The sequence below is a fragment of the Herbidospora galbida genome (assembly GCF_005233835.1).
Lineage (GTDB): Bacteria > Actinomycetota > Actinomycetes > Streptosporangiales > Streptosporangiaceae > Herbidospora > Herbidospora galbida.
Window position 1 is genome coordinate 102076 of record NZ_SZQA01000031.1, and the last position, 14298, is coordinate 116373.

At 70.5% G+C, this 14298-nt stretch carries 17 protein-coding genes and 1 pseudogene; 11 read left to right on the forward strand and 7 right to left on the reverse strand.

What is annotated here, in order from left to right; all coding sequences use genetic code 11:
- Positions 1-682: 682 nt before the first annotated feature.
- The 3 genes from FDA94_RS27830 (at position 683) to FDA94_RS27840 (ending at position 3073) form a co-directional block, all read left to right on the forward strand.
- Entirely contained in the window at positions 683-1438 is a 756-nt protein-coding gene (locus FDA94_RS27830) for a GntR family transcriptional regulator (protein ID WP_137250032.1), read from the forward strand.
- 328 nt (positions 1439-1766) lie between these two features.
- Positions 1767-2363 (forward strand): GNAT family N-acetyltransferase, encoded by a 597-nt coding sequence (locus FDA94_RS27835; RefSeq protein WP_137250033.1) that lies wholly within the window; start codon positions 1767-1769, stop codon positions 2361-2363.
- Between the two features lie 32 nt (positions 2364-2395).
- Positions 2396-3073, forward strand: coding sequence for a copper homeostasis protein CutC (locus FDA94_RS27840; RefSeq protein WP_137250034.1), 678 nt, complete (start codon positions 2396-2398; stop codon positions 3071-3073).
- Here the strand turns inward: FDA94_RS27840 and FDA94_RS27845 are convergent.
- The 4 genes from FDA94_RS27845 to FDA94_RS27860 form a co-directional block, all read right to left on the reverse strand.
- A complete protein-coding gene (locus FDA94_RS27845) occupies positions 3059-3406 on the reverse strand; it encodes a MerR family transcriptional regulator (RefSeq protein WP_246060197.1) in 348 nt (115 codons plus the stop codon). The genes FDA94_RS27840 and FDA94_RS27845 overlap by 15 nt on opposite strands.
- A 16-nt stretch (positions 3407-3422) precedes the next feature.
- Entirely contained in the window at positions 3423-3863 is a 441-nt protein-coding gene (locus FDA94_RS27850; RefSeq protein ID WP_137250035.1) for an Hsp20/alpha crystallin family protein, read from the reverse strand.
- Between the two features lie 83 nt (positions 3864-3946).
- Complete coding sequence (locus FDA94_RS27855; RefSeq protein WP_137250036.1) at positions 3947-5080, reverse strand: DUF6986 family protein; 1134 nt, start codon at positions 5078-5080, stop codon at positions 3947-3949.
- Positions 5081-5089: 9 nt separating this feature from the next.
- Positions 5090-6382 (reverse strand): FAD-dependent oxidoreductase, encoded by a 1293-nt coding sequence (locus tag FDA94_RS27860; protein WP_137250037.1) that lies wholly within the window; start codon positions 6380-6382, stop codon positions 5090-5092.
- Positions 6383-6579: 197 nt separating this feature from the next.
- Between FDA94_RS27860 and FDA94_RS27865 the strand changes: the two genes are divergently transcribed.
- From FDA94_RS27865 to FDA94_RS27875, 3 genes are all read left to right on the forward strand, one after another.
- Positions 6580-7002, forward strand: coding sequence for a hypothetical protein (locus tag FDA94_RS27865; protein WP_232327323.1), 423 nt, complete (start codon positions 6580-6582; stop codon positions 7000-7002).
- A 107-nt stretch (positions 7003-7109) separates the two neighbouring features.
- Positions 7110-7718: a hypothetical protein gene (locus tag FDA94_RS27870; protein ID WP_137250038.1), complete on the forward strand. Its 609-nt coding sequence runs from the start codon at positions 7110-7112 to the stop codon at positions 7716-7718.
- 47 nt (positions 7719-7765) lie between these two features.
- A complete protein-coding gene (locus FDA94_RS27875) occupies positions 7766-9505 on the forward strand; it encodes a proline--tRNA ligase (RefSeq protein WP_170991153.1) in 1740 nt (579 codons plus the stop codon).
- Between the two features lie 228 nt (positions 9506-9733).
- On the opposite strand, the gene FDA94_RS27880 is transcribed toward FDA94_RS27875, so the two are convergent.
- From FDA94_RS27880 to FDA94_RS27890, 3 genes are all read right to left on the reverse strand, one after another.
- The gene (locus tag FDA94_RS27880) at positions 9734-9919 is read right to left on the reverse strand and encodes a DUF4236 domain-containing protein (protein WP_030450894.1); all 186 of its coding nucleotides are present in this window, start codon (positions 9917-9919) and stop codon (positions 9734-9736) included.
- 111 nt (positions 9920-10030) lie between these two features.
- On the reverse strand, positions 10031-10570 hold the full coding sequence (locus FDA94_RS27885; protein ID WP_137250039.1) for a ferritin-like domain-containing protein: 540 nt from the start codon (positions 10568-10570) through the stop codon (positions 10031-10033).
- Positions 10567-11034 carry a hypothetical protein gene (locus FDA94_RS27890; protein ID WP_137250040.1) on the reverse strand — a complete coding sequence of 156 codons (468 nt, stop codon included), beginning with the start codon at positions 11032-11034 and terminating at the stop codon, positions 10567-10569. The genes FDA94_RS27885 and FDA94_RS27890 overlap by 4 nt, the downstream gene beginning before the upstream one ends.
- Before the next feature lie 434 nt (positions 11035-11468).
- Between FDA94_RS27890 and rimP the strand changes: the two genes are divergently transcribed.
- The 5 genes and pseudogenes from rimP to FDA94_RS41200 form a co-directional block, all read left to right on the forward strand.
- The gene (rimP, locus tag FDA94_RS27895) at positions 11469-11969 is read left to right on the forward strand and encodes a ribosome maturation factor RimP (protein ID WP_137250041.1); all 501 of its coding nucleotides are present in this window, start codon (positions 11469-11471) and stop codon (positions 11967-11969) included.
- Between the two features lie 23 nt (positions 11970-11992).
- Positions 11993-12982 carry a transcription termination factor NusA gene (gene nusA, locus FDA94_RS27900; RefSeq protein WP_197038487.1) on the forward strand — a complete coding sequence of 330 codons (990 nt, stop codon included), beginning with the start codon at positions 11993-11995 and terminating at the stop codon, positions 12980-12982.
- Entirely contained in the window at positions 12966-13268 is a 303-nt protein-coding gene (locus tag FDA94_RS27905; RefSeq protein WP_137250042.1) for a YlxR family protein, read from the forward strand. The genes nusA and FDA94_RS27905 overlap by 17 nt, the downstream gene beginning before the upstream one ends.
- A gap of 142 nt (positions 13269-13410) precedes the next feature.
- Positions 13411-13551, forward strand: a pseudogene (locus tag FDA94_RS41195) (translation initiation factor IF-2 N-terminal domain-containing protein); the annotation flags it as partial.
- A gap of 523 nt (positions 13552-14074) precedes the next feature.
- The coding region (locus FDA94_RS41200) for a hypothetical protein (protein WP_281286638.1) at positions 14075-14298 on the forward strand (224 nt) is incomplete at its 3' end.

Here is a 14298-nt window from a genome sequence, read left to right on the forward strand (position 1 = left end):
AGTTAAGTATGTGAACTTCTGACACAGCCGAATGACAATGTCGCGTCGGCCGAAATACCGTCTTGGAACGGTCCCGGCAGGTCAGGAGGGACCTTCGCCGGTCGGGGCGGTCAACGGGGGATTAACGGTGGCGTGTCCTGGCGGGCGTGGGGGACCCGCCAGGACACGCACCGCTCCGCGCGGCGCGGCGAGGATGCCGACGACCCCGGCGAGGGATGGGGTCGTAGGCGCCGCTAATCGCGCGGAGTCACTGGGGCACCGTCGTCTTCTTCGAGCGGTGCGCGGTAGTGGCGCTGGATCAACCGGGCCGCGCCCACCGGGTCGTCGGACGGATGCGTCATCTCGCGACCATCCTCATTCCAGACGAACGACCCGTGCTTGCACCAAACGGTTAGATCGGCCGATACCGACAGAACGGACATCCCATTTCCGTTGCTCTGGTAGGTGTGGGTGAAGCCCTGACGATGCAGCGCGTACCTCAGGAGTCGCGTCGCCTCACAGGGATCGCGCCAGGGCAGGTAAGGCCTACCCGAACGGACCGCCAACACCGGCCCACCCCCATTGGATGGATTTGTACCAACGTTTGGATAATGCGGCGCTCACGCCGTGGGGTCAAGTGGTTGTTCCAAGTTAGACCGAGATCGTCTAGATTTGTTGGCACAAAAGGGTGGATTGAGGAAAGATGGCACGATCGTCGCTCTACCAGCAGGTGGCCGCCGAACTCCGGAAGGCCATCTACTCGGGTGAGTTCCGCCCGGGTGATCAGATCCCCACCGAGACCGAGCTCATGGACGGCCATCAGGTCAGCCGCAACACGGTCCGCCTGGCCCTGGGTGAGCTGGAGAACGAGGGCCTCATCCTCCGCATGCGCCGGCGCGGCACCTTCGTCCGGGAACGCCGGCCTCTGCTGATGCGCCCGCAGGACGAGCTGTTACCCCTCGGCGGTGACCTGCCGCGCTTCGACGCCTTCGTGCACGCCGTCACCTCCGAGGGGCGGGTGGCCGAGCAGAACATAGAAGTGCAGATCGTGCAGCCGCCCCACGACGTCGCCACCCGCCTCGAACTCGTCGAGGACGACGCCCTCACGGTGGTGCGCCGGCGGCTGCGCTACGTGGACGGCCAGCCGTACAACACGAACGACTCCTACTACCCGCTCAAGCTGGTCGCCGACTCCGAGATCGTGCGCCCCGGCAACATCACCCGCGGGGCCAACCGGGTTCTCGAGGAGCTGGGGCACCCTCAGGTGCGCTTTGTCGACGATATTTCGGCACGTATGCCAACTCCGGATGAATCGACACGTCTACAGCTAGAACCCGGTACACCAGTTGTCGTCTATGTCCGTGTTGGGTACGACCCTGACGAAGCACCGGTCCGGGTCGCCGTGTCGGTGCTCCCCGCCGACAAGCATCTGATCAGGTACGAGCTGGAACGTCATTGACCGAACTCAGGCCGTCCCTCTAGGACCGCCTCACCTGTGGTCGCGCCGCGAGCGCCCCCCGGGCCGCGCTCGGGGTGGCGCCAGCCTGTGCGTCAAACGCCGCCACCGCAGGTATCAGGCCTGCCTTCTCGCGCGAGGCCGTTAGCGAGACGCGGACGGCCGGAGGCCGGCCGTGGCCCGCGTCGTGAATCTGCCTGATAGACGCGCGGGCTGTCAGCTCCCCATTTCGTCCAATCAGGTCGTGCTTTAGGGGCGACGGACGCCGTGCGCACCTAATTGGTCACTCTCAGTAATCACACGTAAACCCGTAGCAACGAAGGGATCCCCCATGCGCATCGACACCCTCAACCTCTCCGCAGAACTTGTGCTCCGCCGGGCGGACGCCACCGACCTCCCCGACGTGCTCACTCTTCTCGCGGACGCGGCGCGGTGGCTCAACGGGCTGGGCGTCCGCCAGTGGCCGAGCGGCGGATTCCCGGCCGCGCGCATCGCCCCGCTCGTCGAGGAGGGAGTTCTCTACGTCCTGACCGTCGGTGACGAAACGGCCGCCGTGATGGCCCTGGACGACCACGCCGACGCCGAGTTCTGGACACCGGCCGACCGTCCGGAAACGGCGTTCTACGTCCACAAGCTCGCGGTGCACCGGGCCCACTCGGGCCGGGGTCTCGGAGAGGTGCTGCTCGACTGGGCCGGACTGCGGGCCCTGGCGGCGGGGCGGCGGCACGTACGGCTCGACTGCTCCAAGGAGAACGACCGCCTGCAGGGCTACTACCTGGGGCAGCGCTTCCGGCACGTCCGCACGGTCGACCTCCCGCACCGCGCGTCGGGGGCGTTGTTCGAGCGGCCGGCGGGACTGCGCGGGGGCCGGACCGAGGTCAAGGTGCGCGACCTCACCGCGGCCGGAAAGGTCCTGCTGACCCACTGAAGAGGCGCGATGGGACCCGCTACTGTTCCCCCATGACCGGACCGTTGCTTGAAGTCATCGCGCTCGACGTGCGCGACGCCGTGGCCGCAGAAGAGGGCGGCGCGGATCGCCTGGAGGTCGTGGCCGACATGTCCGCCGGCGGGCTCACCCCGCCGGCGGAGACGGTCGCCGCGATCGCCGAGAAGTGCACGTTGCCGCAGATGGTGATGGTACGGCTCGACGCCGGTTTCACGGCGGGCGACGAGGAACTGGCCCGGCTGCGCACCCAGGTGCGTGAGATGGCCGAGGCCGGCGCCGCCGGTTTCGTCTTCGGCTTTCTCACCGCCGAGGGGGCCGTCGACCTGGCGGCCACCGAGGCGCTGATCCACGCGGCCGCGCCGCTGCCGTGGACCTTCCACCGTGCGGTCGACCACGCGGCCGACGTCCAGGCGAGCTGGCGGGCCGTGCGGCTGTTGCCCAACCTGGCCACGATCCTGACGTCCGGCTCCCCGCGCGGGGTGGGCGAGGGGCTGCCGGTGCTGCGCACGCGGGCCGAGGCCGGCGACGCGGCGCTGATCATGGCCGGGGGAGGGCTGTCGTTCGACCACGTGCCGGTGCTGCTCGACTACGGGATCAAGGCCTTCCACATCGGCAGCGCGGCCCGCGAGTCGTGGCTGTCGTCGGTCGACCCCCGGCGGGTGGCCCGCTGGCGCGCGCTACTCGACGCCTAACCGGCGCAGGCGGGCCCGGAGCTCGTCGCGCTCGCGACGGAGCCGGATGACCTCGAATTCGAGTTCGATGATCCGGCGGATGGCCGCCAGGGTCATGCCCTCGCCCATCAGGACGACCACCTGCCGGATCTGACCGATGTCGTGACGGCTGTAGCGGCGCTGGCCGCCGGCCGAGCGCTGGGGCGAGACCACCTGCTGCTGGTCGATGCGGCGCAGGAACGCCTGCTGCACCTCCAGCATCGAGGCGACCTGGCCCACGCTGAACATGGGGGCGAACTCGTCGTCCATGGCCGAAAGGCCGACCGGGTAGGCCCCCGGCAGTTCGGCGCTCATCCGCCCCCTTTCCTGTTCAGCCGTCGATGGCCCGGTGGCCGTCGCCGCCGGTCTGGATGACGATCCTGCGCGGCTTGGCCTTCTCCAGGACCGGGATGCGGACGGCGAGGACGCCGTTGTCGTAGGCGGCCTCGATGGCCTCCGCGTCGAGGTGTTCCGACAGGTAGACCCGCCGGGTGAAGGTTCCCATGACCCGTTCCCGCACGAACACGCGCTCACCCTCGGCGTACTCCTCCGAGCGGCGGGCCGAGACGGTCAGCACGCCCCGGTCGACGGTGACCTCGACCGAGCCCGGGTCGATGCCGGGAAGGTCGAAGCGGAGGACCACGTCGTCGGCGCGGCGGATGCCGTCCATCGGCATGACGGCGCTGGTCTCGTCCTTCGTGAACTGCCGGGTCAGCTGATTGAACTGCCGCTCGAACTCCTGCACGAACGGGTCGATCGACGTCAGCAACATCGCGCATCACCTCCGAAGATCCGGGAGACCACACTGGCCCCCGTCAACCTGTCTCCTGTCAGAGAGAGAACCTACAACTAGAGTTATAGGTTTCCTGTCGACCGGCTGTCAAGTCCCAATGCGAGATCGGCCCGGCGCAGGGCGGCGACGAGGGTCTTGATCGTGGCGGGCTCGTCGAGCACCCCGCCCTCCTGGCGGCTGGCCTGCCAGGCCTCGACCCTGGCCCGGTAGGCGTCGTAGGTCGCCAGGTGGTGGGCGTAGACCACGGCGAAGCGGCTGACCAGGTGCGACGGGTGCATGTCCCAGCCCTGGTAGTAGCCGTGGGCCAGCGAGTGGCGGACCGTCTCGGCGTGCCGCCGCCACAGGGCCAGCACGTCGGCCTTCGACGCGGAGGCGGGCGCGGCGGCCAGCGAGCCGTCGGAGAGCTCGACGCCCTCGGGGTGGAGCACCGTCTGCATGACGTGGCGGGCGTGGTCGCAGGCCGGGTGGTCGAGTCGCTGCTCGTGGGGCGGCAGGCCGCAGGCGGCGGTGTAGTCGAAGACGCCGAAGTGGGCCGCCTTCAGCCGCCCGCGCAGATTGGCCACCAGGTCGGGGGAGCGCTGGAGGAACAGGATCGTCTGCGGCGCCTCGACCTGCATCTCGAAGCCGAGCGTCGGCAGGTTCAGGTCGTGTTCGAGCTCGGCCAGCGAGCGGGCGAACATCCCGAGGTAGGACTCCATCAGCACCTTGGGGAAGGTGATCACGAAGCCGTCCGGGAGACCGCCCTTGAGCTCGACGACCCGCTCCAGGAACCCGCGCAGGGTGCGCAGCGACCGCCCGGGGTCGCCGTCGGCGAACGACTTCACCCGCAGGCCCCACCGCCGGGGGAGAACCGGCATGGCGGCCACCGCCTCGGCGGCCCGGATCATGTCGGCGTCCTCGTCGGCGCCGGTGTAGCCGTCTTCGAAGTCGATCCGCAGGTCCTGGATCGGCTCACGGGCCAGCGTCCGCGCCACCCGGTCGTGGACGTCGCCGCCGAACAGGCCGGCGAACTCGGCGGGGGTGGTCAGCCCGAGCAGGCCGGCCGCCTCGGCGCCCCAGTCGGAGACCGTCGAGGCGGTCAGCAGATTGGCCGGTACGTAGACGGTGTGGACCGGCTGCCAGGCGATCTCCCGCACGGGGAAACGCGCCTGCTGGGTCCGGTGGACGTTGTCGAAGCCCGCGACGTTGATCTCCACGAACCGACCCTAACCCCGGCCGATCGCCTCCAGCATGGCCGCCCGCCCCACGAGCTTGACCCGTTCGCCCCGGTCGAGGGTGCGGGCCAGCTTCTCTTCGGCCTGCTCGATCGCCAGCCAGTCGGGATAGGTGACCGGCCGTACGCCGCGCTCCCGCAGCAGGTCGTCGACCCGGACCTCCCGGGGGCTCTCGGTCACCGCGGCCAGCAGGGTGCGGACGGTCTCGGCCGCGTCGGACTTGTTGGTGCCGATCACCCCGGTCGGCCCCCGCTTCAGCCAGCCCGCCACGAACTCGCGGTCGCGGACCTTCCCGGCCACGTTGGGCACCGTCATGGTCTCCTCGGAGAACGGCACGCTCGGCAGGGCCACGCTCTGATAGCCGACCGAGCGCAGCACCATGTCGGCGGGGATCGTCTCGAACTCGCCCGTCCCCACGACGCGCCTGCCGTCGAGGCGGGTGCGCTCCAGGCGTACCCCCTCGACGTGGGAGACGCCGAGGATCTCGACGGGCCGCAGCCAGAAGCGGACCTCCAGGCGGCGCGGCCGGTTCTCCGGCACCCGCGACGACCACGACTGGAGCACGTCGACGTTGCCCCTGATCTGGCGGGTCAGCTCGGTCAGGTCGGCGCAGGCCACCTCGTCGGGGAAGGTCAGGATGTCGGCGTTCAGCAGGTCGCCGAGCTCGCGCAGCTCCTTGAGGGTGAACTTGGCGTGCTGGGCGCCCCGCCGGCCCACCATGTGGACCCGCTTGACCTTCGACTCGGCCAGCGCGGTCAGCACGTTGTGGGGCACGTCGGTGGAGCGCAGCTCGTCGGCGGTCTTGGCCAGGATCCGGACCACGTCGACCGCGACGTTGCCGACCCCGATCACCACCACGTCTTCGGCGTCGAGGGTGAAGTCGGGGGCGTCGGGGTGGCCGCAGTACCAGTTCACGAAGTCGGTGGCCGCCACGCTCCCGGGCAGATCCTCCCCTGGTACGCCCATCCTGCGGTCGACCATCGCCCCGGTGCAGTAGACCACCGCGTCGTAGCAGGTCAGCAGGTCGTCGACGGAGAGGTCGAGGCCGAGTTCGACGCCGCCGAGGAACCGCACCCCCGGGGCCTCCAGGACCCGGCGCAGGTAGGTCGCGATCGACTTGATCGAGGTGTGGTCGGGCGCCACCCCGTATCGGACCAGCCCGTAGGGCGTGGGCAGGCGCTCCAGGACGTCGACCTCGACGGGGCCGGGGGACTGCTTGGTCAGAGCTTCGGCGGTGTAGATCCCGGCCGGGCCGGAGCCCACCACAGCGACACGCAGCGCCACGGGGATGCCTCCTTGCAAAGAAGCCGCTCTCCGGATTCTTTACCCATCCGGGGCCCGCTAGCCAGTGCGATATTGGGGGTTGCGCCACATCTGTTCCGCGATCACAGTTGGACCTCGTGGGCGGAGCGGGGAAACGGCGACGGCGCACCGGCGTAAATCCGGGTGCGGATGGCACGGGAGATGAAACGCTCCCCGACATGAGATTCCACCGCGACGAGATCGGCGCGCGGCGCTACGAGGCGTTCGGCCGCGTGATGGCGGCCTTCGCCACCGAGCCCGAGATGATGGAGACCTGCCGCGACCTGGGCTGGTGGCCCGGGACCGACGGCTGGGAGATCGAGTGGCGCGAGGGCCCCTTCGCCACCGAGGTCGCCGACCTGCTCATCGAGCGGGTCCGCGAGCCCGGCTTCCCCGGCCCGCTGGTCGGCCCGCTCGCCCCCGTGACCCCGCTGTGCGCCCGCCTCGACGTGATGGGCGTCAGCTTCGACCTGCGGGCCATCGACCCGCTCGGCCTCGACCGGATGCGGGCCCGCCCCGGCGTGTGGCGCCTGTCGGAGGCCCTCGACCCGGCCCGGCGCACGGGATCGCGCCAGCCGTGGGAGGAACTCCTGGGCGGGTGATCCTTTTTGTCCGCTTATAGACTGAAAGTGCTGTACGCGGACATCGCTCGGGGGAATCGATGGTCTGGGCTTTCAGTAGGAGCAGACACGGCCCGCTGGGCCCTGAATTGGAATTCATCGCACTTGACCGGCGGGATCGGCGCAGCCAGTGGTATCTGCTGGCGGCGCTGCTCGGCGGGGCGGTGGTGGGTTTCGTCGGGGCCGGGCTCTCGGGCCGCGCCCCCTACTGGTTCATGGCCGTCTACGACCCGTACGTGATCATGGCACTGGCCGTGATCGTCGGAGCCGGCGCGGCCGGGTTCGGCTGGGCGCTGCTCAACAGCTCGATGGCCGCGTTCGGGGCGCTGGTCGGCCAGATCACGGCCGGCTCGGCGATCCTCCACGACGCCCCCTTCGCCGGCCTCGGCTCCGCGCCCGGCGGCCTGGTCGCGGGCCTGACCATCATCACCATGCTGGGCCCGCTGAGCTACGGCGCGACCCGGTGCGACCGGGTCGGCGGCGTCTGCTACGGCCTCGCCTCGGGCCTGCTGCTGTCGGTGGCCGCCGAGGAGATGCTGGCCCTGACGGAGGAGTGGCCCTACGCCCTGGCCGCGTCGGCCATCCTCGGAATGGGCTTCCTGCTGCTGTTCCGCCGCCGCCTCGCCGACCGCCTCCTGGGCGCCGTGCTCGGACTCGCTTACACCGTCGGGTACGGGTTGGTGCTTCAATCGCTGTGATTCTCGGTAGCCTTTGACGACTACAGCAGCCCTATCGAGGAGTAGCCGTGCTTCTGCGGATGTCGACCCTGTTCCTGCGCACCCTGCGTGAGGATCCGGCGGACGCCGAAGTCCCGAGCCACAAGCTCCTGGTCAGGGCCGGTTACGTCCGCCGCGTCGCCCCCGGCATCTACTCCTGGCTGCCCCTGGGCAAGATCGTCCTGGAGAACGTCGCCAAGGTCGTGCGCGAGGAGATGAACGCCATGGGCGGCCAGGAGGTGCTCTTCCCCGCCCTGCTGCCCCGCGACTTCTACGAGGCCACCGGCCGCTGGACCGAATACGGCGACACGCTGTTCCGGCTGAAGGACCGCAAGGGCAACGACTACCTCCTCGGGCCCACCCACGAGGAGATGTTCACCGACATGGTGAAGGGCGAATACTCCTCCTACAAGGACTATCCGGTCACGCTCTACCAGATCCAGACCAAATACCGCGACGAGGCCCGTCCCCGCGCCGGCATCCTGCGCGGCCGCGAGTTCGTGATGAAGGACTCCTACTCCTTCGACCTCGACGACGAGGGCCTCAAGCGCAGCTACGAGAACCACCGGGCGGCGTACATCCGGATCTTCGAGCGCCTCGGCATCGACGTGAAGATCTGCTTCGCGACCTCCGGCGCCATGGGCGGCTCGGCCTCCGAGGAGTTCCTCGCCCCCGCCCCCACCGGCGAAGACACCTTCGTGGCCTGCCGCACCTGCGGCTATGCCGCCAACGCCGAGGCCGTGACGACCCCGGCCCCCGCGGCGTTCACCGGTGAACGCGAGGCCCTGAAGGTTCTCGACACCCCCGACACCCCCACGATCGACACGCTCGTCGCCTACATGAACGAGCACCACGGCCTGAACATCACCGGGGCCGACACCCTCAAGAACGTGGTCGTCAAGGTCGTCACGCCCGGCGTGAAGGAGCCCGAGACCCTGGTCATCGGCGTGCCCGGCGACCGCGAGGTCGACTTCAAGCGCCTGGAGGCCGCGCTGGCCCCCGGCGAGCCGGCCATCTTCGAGGCGGGCGACTTCGCCAGGCACCCCGGCCTGGTGCGCGGCTACATCGGCCCGCAGGTCCTCAAGGAGCTCGGCATCCGCTACCTCGTCGACCCCCGCGTGGTCGACGGCAGCGAGTGGGTGACCGGCGCCAACGAGCCCGGCAAGCACGCCGCCCACGTGGTCGCGGGCCGCGACTTCGTCGCCGACGGCACCATCGAGGCGGCCGAGATCCGCGCCGGCGACGCCTGCCCGGTCTGCGGCAGCGACCTGTCGATCGACCGCGGCATCGAGATCGGCCACATCTTCCAGCTCGGCCGCAAGTACGCCGACGCCGCCGGTCTCGACGCCCTCGGCCCCGACGGCAAGCCGATCCGGATCACCATGGGCTCCTACGGCGTCGGCGTCTCCCGCGCCGTGGCCGTGATGGCCGAACAGCGCCACGACGCCCTCGGCCTGGCCTGGCCCCGCGAGGTCGCGCCCGCCGACGTCCACATCGTCGGCACCGGCAAGGAGAACCAGATCGAGATCGCCACCCAGATCGCCGAAGAACTCGAGGCCAAGGGCCTGCGCGTCCTCCTCGACGACCGCGCCCAGGTCTCCCCGGGCGTCAAGTTCAAGGACAGCGAACTGCTCGGCCTCCCGACCGTCCTGATCGTCGGCCGGGGCATCGCGAACGGCGTCGTCGAACTCCGCGACCGCGCCTCGGGCGACCGATCCGAGATCCCCCTCGCCGAGGCCGTCCAGAAGGTCCTCGAAGCCTGCGCCTAGCGGCGCGGCCGTTGATCGGCGTGGCCGCGTCCGTGCCTGGACTGAGGAGCGCAGGTGAGCGGAGCGAGCCGGAGTGACGAGGGAAGGCGCGGACTGAGGGCGGCCACGCCCGCCGCGCCGGAGGCGCGGCCGTCAGACACAGCGAGGGGCGGCTCGTCACTATGGGGGGAGTGTGACGAACCGCCCGCTCACGCCCCCTCCGCCTGAGCGGAGGGGGAGCTATCCGATCTAGCGGCGTCTCAGCGACCGCCGCCAGGAGAATCCACCGGGCAGGTCGACGCTGACCTGCTTTCCACCGTCGGCGCGCTTCGTGTAACGCACGCCACCCTTGCCGACGCTGTGGCCGACTCCGCCGCGCGAGAAGTTGATCCTGAACGGACCGATCTTGATCGTTTTTCGGAAGCCCCAACTCATGACGTCCTGAACTACCCGAGAAATCGGGAATAAACGGGAACCGTCCCGAATCTGGGTGCTCCGGCGGTGCCCGTTTCGCCGCTGTGGTAGGGGCTGTGGCCCGGCGCAGGCCTAGGGCGTCGGGCCCGCTTCGGGGGCCGGGAGCGTGGCCGGCTCCTGGGGCTGCTGCGGCACGACGGGCTCACCCGAGTTCGGCCGCATGGGCGTCGGCTGGGTCACGGCGGGGGTGGAGACGGCGTGGTCCAGGCCCGGCATGCCCGGGAAGGCGGAGATCTGCGGCTGCCAGCCGAAGCCGCGTACCGCGGCCTCCTGCGTCGCCAGCACCGCCAGCCGCCGCAGCCCCGGATCGGTGTCGGCCGACAGCTCCACGTAGGCCGCGCAGACCCGTTCCTCGATATAGGCCGCCAGCCGGGCGGCCTGGGCGGCCGTGGCCACCTCGAAGGGCAGCTGGTAGGTGCCCGGCTCGGCCGGGGTCTCGCCCCGGCGCCGCATCAGGGTGCGCAGCTGGTCGCGGCGGGCCCGGTGGGCGTCGAACCCGGTCGTGGCGCGGACCCTGAGCGCGCCGGTCGTCTTGGCGCCGATGACGCCGTAGGCGTATACGGCGGCGTGCTCGGCGGCCAGCGCCTTCGAGAGCGCGACGGAGGCGCTCACTTCAGCCGCCCGAGAGCCTGCGCGTGGACGGCCTCACAGGCCCCCATGCTGGCCACCAGCTGGGCCACGACGGGCTTGGCTGCGGCCGCCTGCTCGGGCCGCGCGGCCGCTGCGGCACGCTCGGCCTCTTTCAGCGCTTCCACGGTCACCTCCGGGTTGACCACGGGGGTCGGGGTCGCGGCGGGGGAACCGGGTTCGGTCAGATGCCTGCGAAGGGCCGCCAGGTGGGCCAGATGGCGCTGCTGGAACGGCTGCAGCACGGGCGCCAGCTTCGCGTCGGACAGGGCGGCCTGCTGGTAGAGCGCGACCAGCTTCTCCTTGCCGCCGATGAGCCCGGCCAGCAGCGCCGCATGTGGATCGGGGGAGGGCGAAGCCGCCGGTGACGCGGCCTCCTGACCCTTCGCGCAACCCACCAGCACCAGGCCGGCCCCGGCACCCAGAAGGGCACGCCGGGACAGGTTCATACCGGACTCTCCCACAGGCACCCGCCCATGGTAGAGCGCTCCAGACTTTCCCCGACCCGCGCCACACTGACGGGCCGCGCTCTAGCGGTGCGCAGGGCCGCTCCAGGCTCCCCCGGCCCGCGCCGCACTGACGGGCGGCGCCCTCGCGATGCGTAGCGCCGCCCCACACACCACCCGCGCCACACTGACGGGTCCTGCTCTAGCGGTGCGCAGAGCCGCCCCGCACTCCACCCGGCCCGCGCCGTACTGAAAGGTTCGCGTCGACACTGATGGGTCCGCGATCTCGGGATGCCTAGAGCGCTCCAGGCTCCGCACGCCCCGCCACACGGGCGGGTTCGGGTTCGCGGGGCGCGGCGAGCGGTGCCGGTCTGTCGATAGGCTGTGGGCACGTTGGGCGAGGTACGCCCCCGATGGCCATTGGTAAGGAGGTCACCATGGGCGAATCCGCCCGACGCGACCGCCTCGTGGCGCTGCTCGCCCCGGTCGTCGAGGCCGAAGGTCTCGACCTCGAAGACGTGACGGTCACCCCCGCCGGCAAGCGCCGGCTGGTGCGGGTGGTCGTCGACCGTGACGGCGGCATCAGCCTCGACGACGTCTCCGAGGTCAGCCGTTCGGTCTCCGACCGGCTCGACGCGACCGACGCGCTCGGCGGCGGTCCCTACGTGCTGGAGGTCACCTCCCCCGGCGTCGACCGCCCGCTGACCGAGCCGCGTCACTGGCGCCGCGCGCGAGGCAGGCTGGTCAAGGCGGCGCTGGCCGACGGCACCGGAGTCGAGGGCCGGATCCTCGACGCCGACGACGACGGCGTCGAGATCGAGACCGCCGGCCGTTTCGCGTACGCGGATCTGGCAAAGGGCAAGGTCCAGGTGGAGTTCCGTCATCTGGACGACGAGGACGAAGATGAAGAAGACATCGCAGACGGCGATGACGGCTGAGGGGGAGCCTTGTGGACATTGACATGAGCGTCCTGCGCAGCCTTGAGCGGGAGAAGGACATCTCGTTCGACCTGGTCGTGAAGGCCATCGAGGACGCGCTGCTGATCGCCTACTTCCGCACCGAGGGCGCCGCGCAGAAGGCCCGCGCCCAGCTCGACCGCGTCTCCGGGCACGTGTCGATCCTGGCCGCCGAGATCGGCGAAGACGGTGAGATCCTCCGGGAGTACGACGACACCCCGGGCAACTTCAGCCGCATCGCTGCGACCACCGCCAAGCAGGTCATCCTGCAGCAGCTCCGTGACGCCGAAGACGAGATCAACTTCGGGGAGTTCGCGAGCCGCGAGGGCGAGCTGGTGGCGGGCGTGATCCAGCAGGGCAAGGATCCCCGCGTCGTGCTGGTCGACCTCGGCAAGATCGAGGCCATCCTGCCGCACAACGAGCAGGTCCCCGGGGAGGAGTACGTCCACGGGGAGCGCATCCGCTGCTACGTGGTCCAGGTGAAGAAGGGCAACAAGGGCCCTTCGGTGACCCTGAGCCGCACCCACCCGAACCTGGTGAAGAAGCTGTTCGCGCTGGAGGTCCCGGAGATCGCCGACGGCACCGTCGAGATCGCCGCCATCGCCCGCGAGGCCGGCCACCGCACCAAGATCGCGGTCCGCTCCCGCAAGCCCGGCGTCAACGCCAAGGGCGCCTGCATCGGCCCGATGGGCTCCCGGGTGCGCAACGTGATGACCGAGCTCCACGGCGAGAAGATCGACATCATCGACTGGTCGGAGGATCCGGCCGACTTCGTCGGGAATGCGCTGTCGCCGGCGCGGGTTTCCCGAGTCGAGGTCGTCGACGCCGACGGCCGGGTCGCCCGGGTGACCGTCCCCGACTACCAGCTGTCGCTGGCGATCGGGAAAGAAGGGCAGAACGCCCGGCTGGCCGCGCGGCTGACCGGGTGGCGCATCGACATCAAGCCGGATACTCATGAGGCACCGGCCGATCCCGCAGATGCGTCGGCAAGGTAAGCTGGAATACGGTGACCAGGCCGCCCCGCTGAGAACGTGCGTGGGCTGCCGGGTTCGCACGGCCAAGTCCGAGCTACTCCGACTGGTGGTGGCCGGGGATGTGATCATCCCTGACCTGCAGAAACGGCTCTCGGGACGCGGTGCTTCGCTGCACCCCTCCCTGACCTGCCTGCAGCTCGCAGATCGTCGCCGGGCGTTCACCCGCGCTTTCCGCGCGGAGGGAACGCTCGATCAGACGCGCTTGCGGGCCTACTTGGAGGACTTGACGAGGAAAGCCGCCGGGTGAATGGTTACCAACTGTTTCGTAGGACGCCGAGTTGATGGGCGGAGTCAGATTGCTATGAGCGCCTGATGAGCACGCGGCAATGAGTACGTCCAGGTAGCGACGGTCCGGCGGCACAGCCTCCCGGGCCGAGTTAGGGAGTGCAGTGGCGAAGGTCCGGGTATACGAGCTCGCCAAGGAGTTCGGTGTTGAGAGCAAGGTCGTCATGGCCAAGCTCACCGAGATGGGCGAGTTCGTTCGATCGGCGTCTTCAACGATTGAGGCGCCGGTTGTCCGCAAACTGACGGAGGCGTTCGGTAAGGGCGACTCCAAGGGGGGCAAATCCCCCCGTCCGGCCCCACGGCCGGCACCCCGGCCGGTCGGCAACGACCAGGCCGGCAACGGCGCTCCGGCGTCGGCAACACCCACCGATTTCGGCAACCGGCCGATTCCCAAGCCGGGTCCGCGGCCTGCGCCGCGTCCCGTTCCCATGCCGCATCCGGCGCCGCAGCAGCCCGCTCCCCAGAGCGAGGCCGCCCCGCGTCCCGCGGCTCAGCCCGCCCAGGCTCCGCGCCCCGAGACGCCCCGTCCGGCGACTCCGAGTGCGCCCGCGGCGAGTGGCGGCCCCAGCGCCGGCCAGTCCGCGCCTTCCGGTCCGCGTCCCGGTCCCGGCCCGAAGCCGGGTCCCCGACCGGCTCCCGGTCCGCGTCCGGCCCCCGGCCCCGCGGCCGGCGGCGGTCGTGAGGGTCAGCGTCCGGGTGGGTCCGGCGGGCCCAAGCCGGGTCCCCGTGGCCCGCGTCCGGGTAACAACCCGTTCTCTTCCAACGCCAGTGGCATGGGCCAGCGGCCCGCGCGTCCCGGCGACCGTCCCGACCGTGGTGACCGTCCCGACCGGGGCGAGCACGGCGGTCAGCGGGGCGAGCACGCCGGTCACCGCGGTGACCGGCCCGACCGCGGTCCGCGTGAGGACCGTGGCGACCGCGGGCCCCGCGAGCCGCGCCGTGAGGGCGGTCCGCGTCCGGGTCCGGGCGGTCCGCGTCCCGGTCCCGCCGGT

Excerpts from the sequence above, each read along its gene's own strand:
- FDA94_RS27845 (WP_246060197.1), bottom strand. The coding sequence starts at position 3,406 with ATGAGCGCCGAACTGCCGGGGGCCTACCCGGTCGGCCTTTCGGCCATG.
- FDA94_RS27835 (WP_137250033.1), top strand. The coding sequence starts at position 1,767 with ATGCGCATCGACACCCTCAACCTCTCCGCAGAACTTGTGCTCCGCCGG.
- FDA94_RS27890 (WP_137250040.1), bottom strand. The coding sequence starts at position 11,034 with ATGAACCTGTCCCGGCGTGCCCTTCTGGGTGCCGGGGCCGGCCTGGTG.
- FDA94_RS27880 (WP_030450894.1), bottom strand. The coding sequence starts at position 9,919 with ATGAGTTGGGGCTTCCGAAAAACGATCAAGATCGGTCCGTTCAGGATC.
- FDA94_RS27865 (WP_232327323.1), top strand. The coding sequence starts at position 6,580 with ATGAGATTCCACCGCGACGAGATCGGCGCGCGGCGCTACGAGGCGTTC.
- nusA (WP_197038487.1), top strand. The coding sequence starts at position 11,993 with ATGAGCGTCCTGCGCAGCCTTGAGCGGGAGAAGGACATCTCGTTCGAC.
- rimP (WP_137250041.1), top strand. The coding sequence starts at position 11,469 with ATGGGCGAATCCGCCCGACGCGACCGCCTCGTGGCGCTGCTCGCCCCG.
- FDA94_RS27830 (WP_137250032.1), top strand. The coding sequence starts at position 683 with ATGGCACGATCGTCGCTCTACCAGCAGGTGGCCGCCGAACTCCGGAAG.
- FDA94_RS27840 (WP_137250034.1), top strand. The coding sequence starts at position 2,396 with ATGACCGGACCGTTGCTTGAAGTCATCGCGCTCGACGTGCGCGACGCC.
- FDA94_RS27905 (WP_137250042.1), top strand. The coding sequence starts at position 12,966 with ATGCGTCGGCAAGGTAAGCTGGAATACGGTGACCAGGCCGCCCCGCTG.
- FDA94_RS27850 (WP_137250035.1), bottom strand. The coding sequence starts at position 3,863 with ATGTTGCTGACGTCGATCGACCCGTTCGTGCAGGAGTTCGAGCGGCAG.